This window comes from Zoogloea sp. GW822-FHT05C07, from assembly GCF_058800215.1.
On the sequence record NZ_CM179510.1, the window covers coordinates 3,928,157 to 3,946,089 of the forward strand.

Genomic DNA, 17,933 nt, shown 5'->3' on the forward strand with positions numbered 1-17,933 from the left:
TGCCACCCAGGATTGCGATCTTTTCCCATATGGATCAATGGTTTTCTTGTTGCAGTTGTAAGGGAGCGTGCTGCGAAACCCTACAATTGTCGTAAGTCCGACAGGAATATTTGCGAAAAAGACCACTATTTCCGAGTGGATTTTGAAGACTTTGCTTATCTCTTCATAAAGCTGATTCGCGAGCGGGGCCTTATTCCTGAAATCCCTGATCCGCCACGTCGCCCAGGTCTTCTTGCGGCGCAATAAAGTTGATCTGTGTCAAAATGCCGCCCTTATCGCGGCGTATCCTTCCGCGAAGCCTGCCGCCGGTCCGTCCGTCGAGCAGTCAGGGGGGTTTTGTTTTCTTTTGATGAGGTGACTCACATGCAATCGCAGACTTACAACTATAAAGTCGTGCGGCAGTTCGCCATCATGACGGTGGTATGGGGTATCGTGGGCATGCTGGTCGGCGTTATCGTCGCAGCACAGCTCGTGTGGCCCGAATTGAACGTTGCCGAATGGCTGCACTTTGGACGGCTCCGCCCGCTCCACACCAACGCGGTGATTTTTGCGTTTGGTGGCTGTGCTCTCTTTGCAACGTCGTACTACTGTGTGCAGCGTACTTGCCACACCCGCTTGTTTGCCCCGGGCCTTGCAGCCTTCACGTTCTGGGGCTGGCAATTGGTCATCCTGCTGGCTGCGATCTCGCTGCCGCTGGGTTTCACCTCCGGCAAGGAATACGCCGAACTGGAGTGGCCGATCGACATCCTGATCACGATCGTGTGGGTTTCCTACGCTGTCGTCTTCTTCGGCACCATTGCAACCCGAAAGACCACACATATCTATGTGGCGAACTGGTTCTATGGCGCCTTCATCCTGACCGTTGCCTTGCTGCACCTGGTCAATAGCGCTGAAGTCCCGGTCACCCTGACCAAGTCCTACTCCGCCTACGCAGGCGTTCAGGACGCCATGATTCAGTGGTGGTACGGCCACAACGCGGTGGGCTTCTTCCTCACCGCCGGCTTCCTGGGCATGATGTACTACTTCGTGCCGAAGCAGGCTGGTCGTCCGGTGTACTCCTACCGTCTGTCGGTGGTGCACTTCTGGGCGCTGATCTTCACCTACATGTGGGCAGGCCCGCACCACCTGCATTTCACCGCGCTGCCCGACTGGACCCAGTCCGTCGGCATGGTCTTCTCCCTGATTCTGCTGGCTCCGTCCTGGGGTGGCATGATCAACGGCATCATGACCCTCTCCGGCGCCTGGCATAAGCTGCGCACCGACCCGATCCTGAAGTTCCTGATCACCTCGCTGTCCTTCTACGGCATGTCCACCTTTGAAGGTCCGATGATGTCGATCAAGACGGTCAATGCGCTGTCCCACTACACCGACTGGACCGTCGGTCACGTGCACTCCGGCGCACTGGGCTGGGTTGCGATGGTGTCCATCGGGGCCATGTACTACCTGATCCCGCGCATGTACGGCAAGACCGAGATGTACTCCACCAAGCTGATCACCGCCCACTTCTGGATCGCGACCATCGGCATTGTGCTTTACATCGCCTCCATGTGGATTTCCGGCGTCATGCAGGGCCTGATGTGGCGTGCCACCAACCCGGACGGCACCCTGACTTATTCCTTCGTTGAAGCTGTGAAGGCTAGCTACCCGTTTTGGGCGATCCGCGTTCTCGGCGGTGTCTTGTTCCTGACCGGCATGCTGATCATGTTCTACAACATGGTGAAGACCATCGCCGGTCAGAAGGCCTATGAAGCTCCGGTGCTGGCACCTGCCGGCGCTCACGCCTGATCGGGAGGAAAGAATAATCATGGCTCAATCGAATCACGACTTTATCGAACGCAAGGTTGGCTGGCTGATCGTCTTCACGCTGATGACCGTCAGTATCGGCGGTCTGGTGGAAATCGTGCCGCTGTTCCACATGAAGTCCACCACCACGCCGGTGGAGGGCCTCAAGCCCTACGACCCCGTTCGCCTCGTCGGCCGCGACATCTACATCCGCGAAGGCTGCTACAACTGCCACTCGCAGATGATCCGTCCGTTCCGTGCCGAAACCGAGCGTTATGGCCATTACTCCGTCGCCGGCGAGTACGTGTATGACCACCCCTTCCAGTGGGGCTCCAAGCGTACCGGTCCCGACCTGCACCGCGTTGGCGGCCGTTATTCCGACCAATGGCATCGCATCCACCTGCTGAACCCGCGTGACGTCGTTCCTGAGTCCAACATGCCGGCTTTCCCGTGGCTCGACCGCCCGGCGAAGATCGACGACATCGAGGCCAAGATGAACGCGCTGCGCAAGGTTGGCGTTCCTTACTCCGATGAGGAAATCCAAGGTGCCCGCAAGGCGCTGGAAGGCAAGACCGAGCTGGAGGCCGTGATTGCCTACCTGCAAGGTCTCGGCACCGCGCTGAATGCCGGCAAGCCGGCTGCTCCGGTCGTCGCGGCCGCTGCGCCTGCACCGGCTGAGGCTGCTGCCGCTCCGGCCCCCGCGGCTCCGGAAAAACAGTAATCCAATTCGGAGAACGCAGGAGAGCACATCGTGGATATCAATGACGCACGTACGGTCGTAACCGTCCTGGGCTTTGTATGTTTCATCTGTATCAGCCTGTGGGCGTACAGCGGGCGTGCACGAAAGGGATTCGACGAGGCTGCGCTCCTGCCGTTCGGCGAGGACGACTTGCCGCCCTCCGATTCGGGGCGGCAAACCAAGGAAGGAAATAAAAATGGCTGACTTCGTTAGCGGTTTCTGGAACGCCTGGGTGATGGTCCTGGTGTTCCTGAGCATCGGGTTCTGCGTGTTCGTGCTGGTTTCCAACACGACCAAGCGGACCCCGGGCCCGGTCGGCCTGCACGATCACGTGTGGGACGAAACTCTGCAGGAATACAACAATCCGCTGCCGCGCTGGTGGATGTACATGTTCTGGATCACGATCATCTTCGCGATCACCTATCTGACCCTGTACCCCGGCTTCGGCAACAACCAGGGCAAGCTGGGCTGGTCGGCAGTTGGTCAGTGGGAAGCGGAACAGAAGGCTGCGGCCGAGAAGTATGGCCCGATCTTCGCCAAGTATCGTGGCATGGACCTCAATGCCGTGGCTGCCGACAAGGAAGCCAACGCCATGGGCCATCGCATGTTCCTGACCTACTGCGCTCAGTGTCACGGTGCTGATGCCAAGGGTGCCAAGGGCTTCCCGAACCTGACCGACAATGACTGGCTGTACGGCGGCGAGCCCGAAACCATCAAGACCACCATTCTGGAAGGTCGTCAGGGCATGATGCCCCCGTTCGGCCCGGCGCTTGGTGCAGACGGTGTCAAGGACGTGGCCAACTACGTGCGTTCCCTGTCCGGTCTGGCCAATGACTCCCTGCGTGCCCAGCGCGGCAAGGAGATCTTCACCCAGAACTGCGTCGCATGTCATGGTCCGGAAGCCAAGGGTACGCCGGCAGTCGGCGCGCCGAACCTGACCGACAAGACCTGGTTGTATGGTTCGTCCGAAGCCACGATCATCGAGACCGTGACCCATGGCCGTACCAACCGCATGCCGGCCTGGAAGGACTTCCTCGGTGAGGACAAGGTGCATCTGCTTGCCGGCTATGTGCTGAGCCTTTCCAAGAACGCCGCGGCTCCGGCTGAAGAGAAGAAGTAAGCTTTCGGCGAGACGCAGCAATGCTCGCTATCAAGAACTCCCCGGGCTGGTCCCGGGGTGTTTTTGAGTTTGAATATAAGAATATTTTGATATTGCGATCATGAGTCAGCCAGACACCCAAGCTGCCAAGAAGATCAGTCCTTCGACCGTGCAGGCGGCTGAAGCGGAGGACACCCTCTACGCCGTCCGCCAGAAGGTTTACCCGCGCGCGGTGACGGGGCGCTTTGCCACCTGGCGGTGGATCCTGGTGTGGGCGACGCAGATCCTGTTTTACGGCCTGTGCTGGCTGCCGTGGAACGGCCGGCAGGCCGTGCTGCTGGACCTGGTGCAGCGCAAGTTCTACATCTTTGGCTGGATCTTCTGGCCGCAGGACGTGTTCTTCCTGGCGGTGCTGCTGATCATCAGTGCGTATTCCCTGTTCTTCTTCACCGCGGTGGCCGGGCGGCTGTGGTGCGGCTATTCGTGCCCGCAGACCGTCTATACCGAGATCTTCATGTGGATCGAGGAGAAGATCGAAGGCAACCGCGCGCAGCGCATGAAGCTGGACCAGGCCCCGCTGAGCGTTCGCAAGCTGGCGATCAAGGGCGCCAAGTTCGGCACCTGGGGCCTGCTGTCCCTGTGGACGGGTTTCACACTGGTCGGCTACTTCACGCCGATCCACGAGTTGCTGAGCGAAGCGGCGAGCTTCAGCTTCGGCCCGTGGGAGCTGTTCTGGATCTGCTTCTACGGCGGCTTCACCTACCTGTTTGCCGGCGTGATGCGCGAGCAGGTCTGCAAATACATGTGCCCGTATGCCCGCTTCCAGGGCGTGATGTTCGACCCGGACACGCTGGTGATCACCTACGACCCCGAGCGGGGCGAGCCGCGTGGCCCGCGGCGCAAGGGCGTCGACCCGCAGACGGTCGGCAAGGGCGACTGCGTCGATTGCGGCATCTGCGTGCAGGTCTGCCCGACCGGCATCGACATCCGCAACGGCATGCAGTACGAATGCATCGGCTGCGCGGCCTGCATCGACGCCTGCGATCAGGTGATGGACAAGATGAACTACCCGCAGGGCCTGATCCGCTATACCACCGAAAACGCGATGAAGCGGCACTGGGGCAGGAAGGAAATCCTCGGCCACGTGATGCGCCCGCGGATACTGATCTACGCCGGCGTGCTGATGGCGTTGTGCACGGCCTTCGTGTGGGGCCTGGCGACGCGCTCGACGCTGCGGGTCGATGTGATCAAGGACCGCTCGACGCTGAGCCGGGAGATCGAAGGGGGGCTGATCGCCAACGTGTACAATCTGCAGGTGATGAACATGACCGAGAAGCCGCGGCGTTACGCCCTGTCGGCGAGCGGGCTGGATGGGGTGAAGCTGAGCCCGGCCGGGCCGATCGAGCTCGATGCGGCGGAACTGAAGTCGGTCACCATCGAAGTGGCGGCGCCGCCCGAGTCGGGCAAGCCCGGCTCCAACACCGTGTATATCGAAGTGAAGGCGCTGGACGACGAAACCGTGGCGGTACGGGAGAAGTCGGTGTTCCTGATACCGCAGTAGAGAAATTTATATATGAATCAAAGAGCAATGGCCCCGAATCAGGTTTCTTCCACCCCTTGGTACAAGGAGCACTGGACCTGGTTGCTGATGCTGATGCCGGTGACGGCGATCATCGGTGGCAGCATCACCATGTGGCTGGCCGTGACGTCCTTCGACGGCATGGTGGCTGATGACTACTACAAGCAGGGGCTGGCGATCAATCAGACGTTGGCAAGGGCTGGCGTAGCGGCCAACCTGGGCTTGAAGGCCGAGGTCCGATTTAGCGCGGACGGGCTGTCTGTGGCACTCCAGGCCAAGCCGGGGGTTGAGCTGCCGGCCAAGTTGATGGTGACGTTGGCCCACCCGACCCGTGGCGGACTGGACCAGCAACTCGTCATGGAACGCAGTGAAGGTATGTATCGCGGACGTCTCCAGAATGAACTGGTGAGCGCCCACTGGAAGGTGTTGATAGAAGATGAGTCCCGCAGCTGGAGGCTGTCAGGGGCCGCATTCCTCCCCACAGAGACGGAGATCCGGATCGATTCATCGGATCTGAAGCCTGTTGATTGACATGGAGGAAGTCATGGCCTGGAAGGAATTGTTCGGTAGCGACATTGGACTGCTGAGCTTGTTCACGATTGGGTTCGTCATTGTGATGGCTGGGTATCTGTACCGTTTTGCCCAGAAGCACATTGCAGAAGACGAACGACATTCTCATTCCTAGCTGACTGACGCGGGCCCCTTGGGGCCCGCATTTATTTAGGGAGCTTGAGCATGCTGAAACTGATCCAGGTTCTATGGCCCTCGTTCTTGGTTGCAGGCGTGGCCGAGATCGTCTTCTTCACTGTGGTCAATCCACAGGAACTGTACTTGCTGGGTGAGCCGGTGCATTTTTCCCCGACTGCAACGTATTCGATCGGTTTCTTCGGCTTCTGGCTTGTTTGCGCCGCGTCCAGCCTTACCACGCTGTTTTTCCAGCAGACAGCGGCGGAAATCAACAACACGGAATCCGACTGATTCGGCGGATTGCCGCGTTCCGGAATTTCGGTACTTGCAAGACAGAAGGGCCTCGCAGTTTCTGCGAGGCCCTTCCTTTGGATACGTGGGGCGAATGCCCGTGGTCCGGGATTCAGCGATAGACCAGCACCGGGACCTTGCTGTGGGTCAGTACCTTCTGGGTTTCACTGCCCAGCAGCAGGCCGCTCAGGCCGCGCCGGCCGTGGGATGCCATGAAGATCAGGTCGCACCCGTTGCGCTCGGTGGCTTCGATGATCGCTTCATAGGGGACTTCACTGACGAGGGTGTCGCCGCTCGATTCGACGCCGGCGGCTTCTGCGTTGGCGCGTGCGCGGGACAGGATCGCCTCCGCTTCGGCGGCTGCGGCGCGACTGAACTGTTCGGGGGTGGTCGGGTCTATCAGGGCGCCTTCGCCGTAGATGGGCATCGGGAAATCCGGCTGGGCGTAGAAGAAGGTGATGCGCGCGCCGGCTTCCTTGGCAAAGCTGACCGCCCTGGTCACCGTGGATTCGGAGAGCTCGGAACCGTCGGTTGGTACCAGAATGTTCTTGAACATGATGTCGATCCTGTCGGGAACTGGGTGTCCCATTATAAGGCGCAGTCTGTTCGGGGACGGCTTGACGAATATCAACGGTTGGCCTTCAAGGCAGGATCACGATTTCGACAAGCACAAGATTCCGTGGGTCCGGCTCACGCTGCCGGCCGCCAATCCATCCTGTATGAAAGGAGTTTTGCATCATGTCCCGCCGTGACCCCGCGCCACCACTTGATCTAGCCCGCAAATCGCTGAGGCAGTTGCATGACTCGGTCGAGTCGTCGATCGATCCGCTCGGCATGGCTGCACCACTTGTGCACGCGCAACTGGCATGGTCTGCTCATCCCCAGGAACTGGCGGAGGCCATGGCGCGCATGTCGGGCAGCCTGTGGGCGCTGCAATGGCACACCTGGCGAAGTCTGCTCGGCCTACCGAGCGAGGATCCGGTTCATCCGCATGAAGACGACAACCGTTTTGCCGACCCGGCCTGGGCTGAGTCGCCGACCTGGGATCTGATGAAGGAGTGGTACCTGGTTATGACCCACCATGTCCAGGACATGCTCTACGACACCCCGGGCCTGTCCCAGAAGGAGCGGCGCCGGGCGGCATTCTGGTGGCGGAAATGGCTCAATGCGGTGGCACCGTCGAATTTTTTCTGGACGAACCCGGTGGCGATGCGGCTGGCCGTGGAAACCAAGGGTGAGAGCCTGGCGCGGGGCTTCCGGAATTTTCTCGACGATATGGAAGCCGGCAATATCAGGATGACCGACCCCAGTGATTTCACTGTAGGCCAGAACCTGGCCACCACGCCGGGCAAGGTGGTGTTCCGCAACCGCTTGCTGGAGGTCCTGCATTACACGCCGACGAAGGCGCAGGTGCACAGGACGCCCGTCGTGATCGTCACTCCGTGGATCAATAAGTTCTACATCCTCGACCTGAATCCCAGGAAGAGCATGATCCGCTATCTGCTGGACCAGGGCCTCGATGTCTTCATCACCAGCTGGAAGAACCCCGGGGCAGAGATGCGGGATGTCAGTTTCGACGATTACCTGATCGAGGGCGTTCAGGCCCTCGTCGACACAGCCCGCGGGGTGACTGGTGCGTCGAAGGTACATGCGGTGGGCTACTGCATCGGTGGCACGGCATTGAGTACTTACATGGCTTGGGCGAACCGTCATTTCGCGCCGGATGACGTGCCGGTGTCCCACTGGACGCTGCTCACCACATTGGTCGATTTTCACAAACCGGGCGACATCGAAGTCTTCATCGACGAAGGCAGCATCCGCTTCATCACCCAGAACATGGAGCGCAAGGGCTACCTGGACGGCGCCGAGATGGCTTCGGCATTCCGCCTGTTGCGTTCGAACAGCCTGATCTGGCACTACATCGTGCATGGCTGGCTGTACGGCGAAACACCGCCGCCTTTCGATGTGCTCTACTGGAACATGGATACCACACGCATGCCGTACACAATGCATGCCTGGTATCTGCGTGAGCTCTACCTGCACAATCACCTGATCGACAAGGACCACCTTACGGTGGCGGGTGAGCCCATCGATCTGGGCGCTATCAGCCAGCCCGTCTATGCCGTGTCGGCCGAAGACGATCACATCGCACCGTGGAGGCAGACTTTCCGCACAATGAACTACGTCGGCGGCGTGAAGCGCTTCGTGCTTTCCAGTTCCGGGCATATCCTCGGCATCGTCAATCCGCCCGTCAAACCGCCGAAGCGCAAGTTCTGGGTTGGGCAGGCACGGCGCAGCGATACCGCCGATGGCTGGTATGAGCAGGCCGAGGAGCATGCTGGCAGCTGGTGGGAAGACTGGATGGCCTGGCTCAAACCCCAGTGCGGAGAGCTGGTCGACGCGCCGCCAGTGGCAAGCGAGGCCTTTCCTGCGCTCGCCGATGCGCCGGGCATTTATGTGCTGGAGCGTTGAAGTGCGGGTTCCCCGAGTATGCTTTGCCAGGCCTCCAGGCGCTTGGCAAAGCTGAACGCGGCGTTTGCCGGACTGGTGGAAGGCAAACGCTGATAAGTGAGCGGGCGCGAGGCCAGTGAGCCGAGCACATGACGCCGGAAGCTCGTCTCGGCCATTGCACCGTTGAAGAACACGCGTGTGATGTGCGGATGGGCGGCCAGGAAGCCCGGGAAGTCGTTGGGTACGATCGTGCTGGCATCGATACGCGTGTCGAGGCTGCCTTTCCGCTCACAGCACTGCAGTACGTCCCACAGCGCAATGCCCGCCGTATCGAGGCAGCGCAGCCGCTCGGCGTAGGGCAGGGTGGAGTTGGCGCCGATCAGTTTGCCCAGAATGGGCCAGAACAGGTTGCGGGGGTGAGCATAGTATTGTGCCGCCCGCAGCGAGGCTTCGCCGGGCATGCTGCCGAGGATCAGTGTGTGGGCCAAAGGCGTGGCAACAGGTGGAAAACTGTAAATCAGGGCCATGATGGTTCAGGCGGCGCTTGCAGCGGTGAGCGACAGATGCTGGAATATTCCCCTGTATCCGTGGGAAAGAAGACAAGTTGTCCGAAATGGTTCCGGAGTTTGCGATGAAACAGCGTGCCCACGTGCTGGTGGTGGATGATCAGGCCGACAATCTGCTGATCCTCGAGGACGTGCTGTCGGAGCATTATGACGTCCATCCCGCCATGAGTGGTGGCGAGGCGCTCGGCTATCTGGAGGGTGGGGGGCGAGCCGACCTGATCCTGCTCGATGTGATGATGCCCGGGCTGGATGGCTTCGAGGTCTGCCGCCGTCTCAAGTCGTCCGAGTCGACGCGCGGCATCCCGGTCATGTTCCTGACCGGCCTGGACCGCCCGGAAGATGAGGAGCAAGGCTTCTCCCTCGGTGCGGAAGACTTCATCCACAAGCCGATTTCCCCGCCGGTTGTGCTGGCCCGGGTGCGCACCCACCTGGCCCTGTCGCGGGCTACCAAAGCCTTGCAGCGCCGCAACGCGGATCTTGAACTGCTGGTTGCCGAACGTACCGCTGAGATCAGTGAGCAAAGCCGTCGCCTCGTCTCCAGCAAGCAGGAAGTGATCGCCGCCCAGGCGGCTACCATCACCGCCTTCTGTGCCCTCGCCGAAGCCCGCGACAACGAGACCGGCAATCACATCCGCCGTACCCAGCACTACGTCCGCATCCTTGCCGAGCAGTTGCAGGACCATCCCCGTTTCTGCACCCAGCTGGACGAGGAGGTGATCCAGTTGCTGTTCAAGTCGGCGCCGCTGCACGATGTGGGCAAGGTGGCAACACCGGACGCCATCCTGCTGAAGCCCGGCAAGCTGACACCCGAGGAATGGGTGATCATGAAACAGCACTGCGAATACGGGCGCAACGCGATCCTGCAGGCCGAGCGGGCACTGGGTGGGGCGGCGGACGCATCCTTCCTGCGCTATGCGGCCGAGATCGCCTACGGACACCACGAACGCTGGGATGGCAGCGGCTATCCGGAAGGGCTGGCGGGCGACGAAATTCCGGTGTCGGCGCGCCTGATGGCTGTTGCCGACGTGTACGACGCGCTGATTTCCCGGCGGGTCTACAAGCCGCCGTTCCCCCACGAGAAGGCGATCGAGATGATGGCGGTGGAGCGCGGTAAGCACTTCGACCCCGACATTGTCGATGCGCTGATGAATGTGTCCGGGGATTTCGCCGCCATCGCCCGGAACTTCAGCGATGAACCGGAGGAGGACGTGGCGGCGATCTGAGTCGCTAGCGCCGTTCCACGCTCAGCGCGGTGAACACGGCCAGGGCCTGCAGGATGGCTACGCCAAACAGAACCGTCGCAAACTGGCCCTTGTTCATGAAACCGCCGAACACCAGCGGTGCCAGCGCCAGACCGGTGTCCAGGCCCGAATACACGAAGCCATAGACGCGACCGAAGGCCGCCTGGCCGAAGCGGGCGGTGGCCGCGCTGCGCACCAGCAGATCCCGCGACGGCCCGGCCAGGCCGGTCAGGAAGCCTATCGCCGCCATCAGGGGCAGCACCACGCGGGCACCCGGCCAGCCGCTGGCGAGCAGCAAGGCGGCCAGCGCGGCCGCGCACAGGGCGCCGGTAATGATCGGCCCCTGCCGCGCATGGCGGGTCAGAAACCCGCCCACCAGTACCCCAGCCGCGCCGGCCAGCAGATAGGCCGACAGGGTGCCGGCAGCCTGGTTGACCGGCATCCCGTACATGCCCTGCATCAGCGGCGTGCCGAAATTCTGGATCGCGCCGAAGGCTGTGGTGAGCAGCAGGAAGAAGGTGAAGCACAGCCACACCGGGCCGACTTTCAGGATTTCCAGCGTCGTCACCTTGCGCACCGCCGAGGCGGCCGCAGGTGTGCGCTCCACAAAGTGGTGCCGCCCGAGGAACAGCAGGGCGAGGGCCGGGATGGCGAGCAGTCCGGCGCACAGCCCGGCGGTGCGCCAACCGGCCGCTGACGCGATGCTGGTCAGGAAGACCGGCGCCAGGGCCCAGCCCAGATTGCCGGACAAGCCATGCATCGAGAACGCGTGCCCGAGGCGCGGCGGGGACACGTTGCGGTTGAGGATCGTGAAATCGCAGGGATGGAAGACGCTGTTGCCGAGGCCGGCCAGCGCGGCCACGGCGATCAGATCACCGAGGCCGCGGGCCTGGGACAGCCCGATGCCGGCGAGGACGAAGCAGGTGATGCCGGCCGACAGTACCCGCAATGGGCCGAAACGGTCCACCGCGAGGCCGGCCAGGGCCTGGCCGACACCGGACACGACGAAAAAGACCGTCATCGTGCTACCGATAGCCACGAAGTCCAGCCCGAACTCGGGCATCAGCCACGGGAACAGCGGTGGCAGCAGCAGGTGAAAGAAATGGGAGACGCCATGGGCGAACCCGACCAGTGCGATGATCTGGGCATCCTGGCCCGGAGAGAGTTGGGGGGAGGTTATTGTTGTTGTCGTCATGGGGTTGGCGGTGTCAGTCGGGGCTGCCGCTGCGCCAGATCGAAATCAGCAGCCAGAGTCCGCCGATCAGGGCGGCGATGAAACCGAGCAGGCCGAAGGACGGCAGGCCCGGCAGGGCGGGGGGCTTGTCGATGGTCATCACGATGGCCGAGCCGACGATCAGGGCGGCGATCACGATGGCCAGCGCCAGCCGGCTGGCGGCCCGATCGATCTGGCCACCGAAGCGTTGCAGTGGCAAGACCTCGACCTGGACCTGCAGTTTGCCCCGGCGGGCGGCGCGCAGGAACTGGCGCAGGTCCCGCGGCAAGCCGGCGAGCAGGTCCACTGCGTCCGCGAAGGCACGCCAGCCGCGCCGGGCGAAGGCTGCCGGAGCGGCGTGGGCCAGCAGTACCTGGCGCAGGAAGGGGCTGGCCTCGGCGGCGATGTCGAACTCTGGATCGAGCTGGCGGCCCATGCCTTCGAGGGTGATGAAGGCCTTGATCATCAGCGCCAGGTCGGCAGGCAGGGACAGACCGTGTTCGCGCAGGATGGTGAGCAGATCCGACAGCATCGCGCCGATGTCGAGACGCTGCAGCGGAACGCCATGGTAAAGGTCGACAAAGCTGTCGATCTCGGTGCGCAGGTTGCCGAGATCGGAATCCGGGTCGCGCTGCTCATCGTCGCTCCAGTCGAGCAGCACGTCGGCAACCAGGGCGCTGTCACGGCTGACCAGGCCGTGCAGCAGGCGTGCCACCTGGCTGCGGCGGTCCTCGGTCAGGCGTCCGACCATGCCGAAGTCGATGAAGGCGATGCGGTTGCCGGCCAGGTAGAACACGTTGCCGGGATGCGGGTCGGCATGGAAGAAGCCGTCTTCGAGCAGCATCTTCAGCACGGCTTCGGCGCCGCGGCGGGCTAGCAGCCTGCGGTCCAGCCCGGCGGCGTCGGCGGCGGCCAGATCCCGCCCGGGAATGCCGTCCACGTAATCCTGCACGTTCAGCCGCTCCCCGCACCATTGCCAGTGCACGCGGGGAATGTAGATTTCCGGATGCCCGGCAAACTGTTCGGCGATGCGTTCGGCGTTGCGGCATTCGGCTGCAAAATCCAGCTCGCGGCGCAAGGATGCCGTGAACTGGCGGACGACGTTGCGGGGCTGGTAACGGCGCAGGTCGGCAGCCTCGCCCTCGATGATTTCGGCCAGGCGTTCCATCAAACGCAGGTCGGCTTCGATAATCGGGCGGATGCCCGGGCGCCGCAGCTTGAGGATTACCTCGGTGCCGTCGCCCAGACGTGCGCGATGCACCTGGGCCAGGGAGGCGGCAGCCAGCGGTTCGGTGTCGATCTCGGTGAAGATTGCTTCGGGCGCCTCGCCCAGGTCTTCAGTGAGTTGTGCGCGCAGATCGGCAAACGGCACCGCTGGCGCGGCATCCTGCAGTTTGCTGAATTCGGTGATCCAGTCGGGGGGGAACAGATCCACCCGCGTTGCCAGGATCTGCCCAAGCTTGATGAAGGTCGGTCCCAGCTCCTCTAGCGCCCGTCGGACCCGCGCGGCGGGTTCCAGGTGGGCGAGTTCTGTCGGCTCGCGCCAGCGCAAGGTCCTGCCGGTGCGCTCCAGTGCGTTCGCCATGCCGATGCGCCGAACCACGTCGCCGAAACCATAGCGGATCAGCACACTGGCGATGTCGTGCATGCGTTTCAGATCGCGTACCGCAGCAATGGCTTGCCACAGCATCAGTGGCCCCGGGTGCGACGGGCGGGGGAGAGTGCGGGGCGGCGGCGGGTGTTCATGGGAACGCAGGAAATTGTCGGTGCAGCAAGGCTGCCTCGACGGGCGGCAAGAGGCAAGCCGCAACGCGCAAAATCGTCCGCAAGGGTCATGTGAGTCGGGACGCGTCTGCCGTGCCGCAACGTGAAACGTTAATAGCACTACTCGTATAATGGTTTTTTTGGGGGCATTCTTCACTGACTTCCCGTGTCGGATGCCGGATGATTCGTCGCTGTCATCTTCCAGGCGTCATCACGCCGAGATGCCGGCCTGTTTCTGCATTGCCGGATATATCCCGAGGGGAAACTGCCTTGCCGCTCATCACCTGCTCCGCGTGTCGTCCCGTGTGCAGTCATGGCATGCACATCCTCCGTCCTTGCGACTTTCGACAGAGTCCCGAATGAATTTTCCGCTTGAAGCCCTCGACTTACTCGATCAGGGGGTGGCCGTCTTCGATGCCGAATGCCGGCTGACCTACCAGAATGCCCCCTTTGCTGCCCTCGTGGCCCCCGGAGGCCATCCATTCAAAGGCGGCTCCGCGTTGACGCTGATCCTCGACTGCATCGCTGCCCAGGGGGCAGGGCAGGGCGGAGAATTGCGCCGGCAACTCGTGGCACTGCATGAGGCCACATCCGACGGTCGTGAACTGCAGGTCGAAATCGTCGGGGAACGCGGGCGCCATCTGTTCGTCGTCGCACGCTCCACCGATTCCGGAACCCTGCTCCTGCAGGTGCGCGACATCACGCTGGAGCGGCGTTCGACGGTCAAGCTGGAAAGCGTCATGAAGGTGGCCGTGTCCACGCTGGCCGATCTCGCCGAATACCGCGATACCGACACCAGCGAGCACGTGCTGCGGGTGGCCCGCCTGGCCCACGAGATTGCCCGCGAACTGGCCGGCGTGGGCTATCCGGCCGACGAACTGGGGGCCGATTTCCTCTCCCATCTCGGCACCGCCAGTATCCTGCACGACATCGGCAAGGTCGGCGTGCCGGACAGCATACTGCTCAAGAAGGGCAAACTCGATCCCGAGGAGCGCGTTCTCATCGAGCGCCATGCCGAAGACGGCGGCAGCATCCTGAAGAAGGCCAGCCGCCTGCTGCCCGAGAGCCTGCACTTCCGGCTGGCTTCGGAAATCGCCTATTCCCACCACGAGCGCTGGGATGGCAGGGGCTATCCCTACAAGCTCGCCGGCGAGCAGATCCCGCTGTCGGCGCGCATCACTTCGGTGGCCGACGTCTTCGACGCCCTGTCGTCCGAGCGTCCGTACAAGCCGGCCTGGCCCCTCGACAAGGTCAAGACCTACATGCGCGAATCGGCCGGCAGCCAGTTCGACCCGCGTGTCGTGGCGGCCCTGGATAAAGTGCTGGAGATCCGCGAGCGGGCCAGCGACATCCAGTGGTCGTCGGTGATGAGCCTCAACGACCACGTGGTCGACCATGATCACAGCGTGCTGCTGACCCTCATCAACCAGATCTCCCTCGATGCCAACTGCCACGACCAGAGCGCCGTGGAATTCGTCGTGGACGAACTGGTTGGCTACACGCTGTCCCACTTCGGCCGCGAGGAGCGCCTGCTCGAACGCAACGGCTACCCTCACCTGGCGGCGCACAAGGAGGTCCACCGGCGCATGGCGGAGGAGGTCATCATGCTGCGCGACAAGCTGCGCAACAACTTCACGCCGAACCTCGGCGAAGAGATCTCCCACTATCTGCGCAGCTGGCTGACTGACCACATCCTGATCGAAGACAAAAAGTTCGCGCAGTATCTGCAGGGCTGAGGCTCAGTACCTTGCGTCTTCACTGCCATACGGCCTGTTCCGTAGTGGATTGACGCGATAGTGGTAGCCGGGTTCTGATTTGATGCTGATGTCACAGAACTTAACAGTGCGCCGGGGGGCTGCGGCGTAGCATGCAGCGCCCCGGCGTTTTTGTTTGGAGGGTCTGGCGCCCGGCTTGCGCCAAGTTCTTCTCCATCCTTTCCTGTTGGCAGGCCAAGAATGTCACACGACGTTGTTGCCAACGCTGGATGGGAAACTTCATTAATATTATATTTCTGCAAATTTGTAGATTTTATTGTTTTGTGTCGAGTGCTTTGGTCGAGCTTGGGCTGACTTCGTGTCATCGTTGTCATGTTCCGCGTAGCCGGCTGCAAACTTTAGGCGCGACGCAGGTCGCAAATGGATTCCCGCATGAATTTTCTTCTTCGCAAATCCGCTTTCGTAGTTCTTGGGGCCTTGATCCTGGGCGGGTGTGCCGGTCTTGCTCCGCAGCCGCATCCGCTTACCGCACAAAGTCTGGCGGAAACCAATCTGTCCGATAAGGCTGCGATACGTGCCCAGGTTGAGCCGATCACTGCACCGCTCACCCTTGAGGAAGCCTTGGCGCGGGCGCTGAAGTACAACCTCGAGCGCCGTGCGAAGATGATGGAGGAGACGCTGGCGCTCAACCAGCTGGATGTCTCTCGCTATGACATGCTGCCCAAGCTGCTGGCCCAGGCAGGCTATTCGACGCGCAACAACGACCGTATCAGCGAAAGCCGGAATGCCGATAACGGTCAGCTGTCGCCTTCGCACTTCGTCTCCCAGGACAAGACGCACAATACCTTCGAGCTCGGTTTCACCTGGAGCCTGCTTGATCTTGGCTTGGGTTATTACGGTTCCCGCCAGCAGGCCGACCGGGTGCTGATCGCCGCGGAAAAGCGTCGCAAGGCCATGCACGTTCTGATGCAGGATGTGCGCACTGCCTACTGGCGCGCGACCAGCGCCCAGAAGCTGCGTGAGGACGTCACGCGCACCATCGCGATGGCGGAGGATGCGCTGGAGGATGCCCGCAAAGCCGAGGTGGAGCGGTTGCGGAATCCTCTGGACACGCTGCGCTATCAGCGTCAGGTGCTGGAGAATCTGCGTCTGCTGGAGGCCATCGATCAGGAGCTGTCGTCGGCCCAGGTGGAACTGGCCTCCCTGATCAACGCGCCTCTCGGTCAGCCTATCCCGATCGACGAAAGTGAAGCCGGGCAATTGAGCGCCGGTGTGCTGGAGGTGCCGCGGGCACGTCTGGAAGAGGTTGCGCTTGAGCAGAATGCAGAATTGCGCGAGCAGCATTACAACGCCCGTATCGCCCGCGAAGAAACCCATCGCACGCTGGTGCGGCTGTTCCCGAATATCAGTTTCAGCTATGGACTGAAGTACGACTCGGATAGCTATCTGGTTAACCGGAACTGGAACGAGGCGGGACTTCAACTCTCCTTCAATCTGTTCAACCTGCTCACTGGTCCGACTCAACTCAAGCTGGCCGAAGCAGGGGTCGCATTGGCTGATCAGCGGCGCATGACCACCCAGCTCACCGTTCTGACCCAGGTTAACCTGGCGCGGCTGCAACTACTGAACGCGAACAAGCAGTTCGAGCGCGCAGAGGCGATCTACGCGACGGACCGCAAGATTGCCGAGCACGTGCGTAATAGGGAAGTCGCCGCAGCTCAGAGTAAGCTCGATCGGGTCAGCAATGACACGGCGGCCATTCTCAGCCTGCTGCGCCGCTATCAGGCGCTGGCACAGCTTCAGTTGGCCGAGAACCGCCTGCTTGCCAATCTGGGGCTGGAGCCTGAAATCGGTAGTACGCATGAGCTCACACTGGCGCAGATCACGGAACAGCTCAAGAAGAGCGGTGATCCCTGGAGGGGCCTGATGCGCCAGCCGGCTGCTGCCGAGCCGGTCGGCCAGTAAAGAAAGGCTGATTGCGATGAAGTCGACGTGTAAGTCGGTTGTGCTTCTTGCCTTGGCCGCGGCCATCCCCTGTAGTACGGCCTGGGGGCAATCGCCCCCACGGGCGCCAGCCGAGGCTGCCCGCCCGGCCATCGAGCGCCAGGAGATCCGTGCCCAGCTGATGCCCCGGCGCTACACGACGATTGCCGCCGAAATCGGCGCCAAGATCAGCCGCCTGCCGGTTGCCGAAGGCGGTGCCTTCAAGGCAGGGCAGCTGCTGATCTCCTTCGACTGCTCCCTGCAGAAGGCCCAGTTGCAGAAGGCACAGGCTGAACTGCAAGGGGCGGAGCAGACCCTGCAGACCAACCAGCGGCTCGCCGAGCTCAACTCCATCGGCAAGCTCGATCTGGACCTTTCCCGTTCCGCCACCGCCAAGGCCCGCGCCGAAGTGGGCGCCAACCAGGCTGTGCTTGGCAAATGCGTCATTTCCGCGCCCTTTGCCGGGCGTATCGCGGAACAAAAGGTGCGCGAGCAGCAATTCGTGCAACCGGGCCAGGCGCTGCTCGACATCATCGACGACAGCGTGCTCGAACTCGAATTCCTGGTGCCGTCCCGTTGGCTCAGCTGGCTGCATGTGGGTAGCGCCTTCCAGGTGCAGATCGACGAGACGCGCAAAAGCTATCCCGCCAAGTTTACGCGCATCGGTGCCCGCATTGACCCCGTCAGCCAGTCCATCAAGGTTGCTGCTGCGATCGATGGCCGCTTTCCCGAGTTGATTGCGGGCATGAGCGGTCGGGTCCTGGTGACGTCGCCAGACCTCCAGGCCCGTTAAGGCCGACGTTTTCCAAAGCTCCATCCTTTA

At 62.0% G+C, this 17,933-nt stretch carries 17 protein-coding genes; 13 read left to right on the plus strand and 4 right to left on the minus strand.

The annotated features are described in order from the left end of the window. Positions 1-363: 363 nt before the first annotated feature. The 8 genes from ccoN to AC3QL2_RS18250 all read left to right on the plus strand — a co-directional run bounded on the left by ccoN (position 364) and on the right by AC3QL2_RS18250 (position 6,177). Complete coding sequence (gene ccoN, locus AC3QL2_RS18215; protein WP_493235570.1) at positions 364-1,785, plus strand: cytochrome-c oxidase, cbb3-type subunit I; 1,422 nt, start codon at positions 364-366, stop codon at positions 1,783-1,785. 19 nt (positions 1,786-1,804) lie between these two features. After that, positions 1,805-2,503: a cytochrome-c oxidase, cbb3-type subunit II gene (gene ccoO, locus AC3QL2_RS18220; protein ID WP_493235571.1), complete on the plus strand. Its 699-nt coding sequence runs from the start codon at positions 1,805-1,807 to the stop codon at positions 2,501-2,503. A gap of 30 nt (positions 2,504-2,533) precedes the next feature. Further along, the gene (locus AC3QL2_RS18225; RefSeq protein ID WP_481115137.1) at positions 2,534-2,725 is read left to right on the plus strand and encodes a cbb3-type cytochrome oxidase subunit 3; all 192 of its coding nucleotides are present in this window, start codon (positions 2,534-2,536) and stop codon (positions 2,723-2,725) included. Beyond that, entirely contained in the window at positions 2,718-3,641 is a 924-nt protein-coding gene (gene ccoP, locus AC3QL2_RS18230; RefSeq protein WP_493235572.1) for a cytochrome-c oxidase, cbb3-type subunit III, read from the plus strand. The genes AC3QL2_RS18225 and ccoP overlap by 8 nt, the downstream gene beginning before the upstream one ends. 100 nt (positions 3,642-3,741) lie before the next feature. Beyond that, on the plus strand, positions 3,742-5,181 hold the full coding sequence (gene ccoG / locus AC3QL2_RS18235) for a cytochrome c oxidase accessory protein CcoG (RefSeq protein WP_493237102.1): 1,440 nt from the start codon (positions 3,742-3,744) through the stop codon (positions 5,179-5,181). A 27-nt stretch (positions 5,182-5,208) separates the two neighbouring features. After that, a complete protein-coding gene (locus AC3QL2_RS18240; RefSeq protein ID WP_493236342.1) occupies positions 5,209-5,730 on the plus strand; it encodes a FixH family protein in 522 nt (173 codons plus the stop codon). Positions 5,731-5,743: 13 nt separating this feature from the next. After that, positions 5,744-5,884, plus strand: coding sequence for a DUF3149 domain-containing protein (locus tag AC3QL2_RS18245; RefSeq protein WP_493236340.1), 141 nt, complete (start codon positions 5,744-5,746; stop codon positions 5,882-5,884). A gap of 50 nt (positions 5,885-5,934) precedes the next feature. Then, positions 5,935-6,177 carry a hypothetical protein gene (locus AC3QL2_RS18250; protein ID WP_493236339.1) on the plus strand — a complete coding sequence of 81 codons (243 nt, stop codon included), beginning with the start codon at positions 5,935-5,937 and terminating at the stop codon, positions 6,175-6,177. Positions 6,178-6,289: 112 nt separating this feature from the next. On the opposite strand, the gene AC3QL2_RS18255 is transcribed toward AC3QL2_RS18250, so the two are convergent. Next, the gene (locus AC3QL2_RS18255; protein WP_493236338.1) at positions 6,290-6,733 is read right to left on the minus strand and encodes a universal stress protein; all 444 of its coding nucleotides are present in this window, start codon (positions 6,731-6,733) and stop codon (positions 6,290-6,292) included. A gap of 182 nt (positions 6,734-6,915) precedes the next feature. Between AC3QL2_RS18255 and AC3QL2_RS18260 the strand changes: the two genes are divergently transcribed. Then, entirely contained in the window at positions 6,916-8,649 is a 1,734-nt protein-coding gene (locus AC3QL2_RS18260; RefSeq protein ID WP_493236336.1) for a PHA/PHB synthase family protein, read from the plus strand. Here the strand turns inward: AC3QL2_RS18260 and AC3QL2_RS18265 are convergent. Then, positions 8,631-9,155: a DNA-deoxyinosine glycosylase gene (locus AC3QL2_RS18265; protein WP_493236335.1), complete on the minus strand. Its 525-nt coding sequence runs from the start codon at positions 9,153-9,155 to the stop codon at positions 8,631-8,633. The two genes, AC3QL2_RS18260 and AC3QL2_RS18265, sit on opposite strands and share 19 nt — an antisense overlap. 104 nt (positions 9,156-9,259) lie before the next feature. On the opposite strand from AC3QL2_RS18265, the gene AC3QL2_RS18270 reads away from it, so the two are divergent. Then, on the plus strand, positions 9,260-10,417 hold the full coding sequence (locus AC3QL2_RS18270) for an HD domain-containing phosphohydrolase (protein WP_493236333.1): 1,158 nt from the start codon (positions 9,260-9,262) through the stop codon (positions 10,415-10,417). Positions 10,418-10,421: 4 nt separating this feature from the next. Here AC3QL2_RS18270 and AC3QL2_RS18275 read toward each other — a convergent pair whose 3' ends face one another. Then, positions 10,422-11,630: an MFS transporter gene (locus AC3QL2_RS18275; protein WP_493236332.1), complete on the minus strand. Its 1,209-nt coding sequence runs from the start codon at positions 11,628-11,630 to the stop codon at positions 10,422-10,424. A 13-nt stretch (positions 11,631-11,643) separates the two neighbouring features. Further along, positions 11,644-13,338, minus strand: coding sequence for an ABC1 kinase family protein (locus AC3QL2_RS18280; protein WP_493236331.1), 1,695 nt, complete (start codon positions 13,336-13,338; stop codon positions 11,644-11,646). A 433-nt stretch (positions 13,339-13,771) separates the two neighbouring features. Between AC3QL2_RS18280 and AC3QL2_RS18285 the strand changes: the two genes are divergently transcribed. The 3 genes from AC3QL2_RS18285 to AC3QL2_RS18295 all read left to right on the plus strand — a co-directional run bounded on the left by AC3QL2_RS18285 (position 13,772) and on the right by AC3QL2_RS18295 (position 17,903). After that, positions 13,772-15,148: a bacteriohemerythrin gene (locus AC3QL2_RS18285; RefSeq protein WP_493236329.1), complete on the plus strand. Its 1,377-nt coding sequence runs from the start codon at positions 13,772-13,774 to the stop codon at positions 15,146-15,148. Positions 15,149-15,559: 411 nt separating this feature from the next. Beyond that, positions 15,560-17,092 carry a TolC family protein gene (locus AC3QL2_RS18290; RefSeq protein WP_493236328.1) on the plus strand — a complete coding sequence of 511 codons (1,533 nt, stop codon included), beginning with the start codon at positions 15,560-15,562 and terminating at the stop codon, positions 17,090-17,092. Positions 17,093-17,108: 16 nt separating this feature from the next. Continuing rightward, the gene (locus AC3QL2_RS18295) at positions 17,109-17,903 is read left to right on the plus strand and encodes an efflux RND transporter periplasmic adaptor subunit (protein WP_493236326.1); all 795 of its coding nucleotides are present in this window, start codon (positions 17,109-17,111) and stop codon (positions 17,901-17,903) included. The last annotated feature ends 30 nt before the right edge of the window (positions 17,904-17,933 follow it).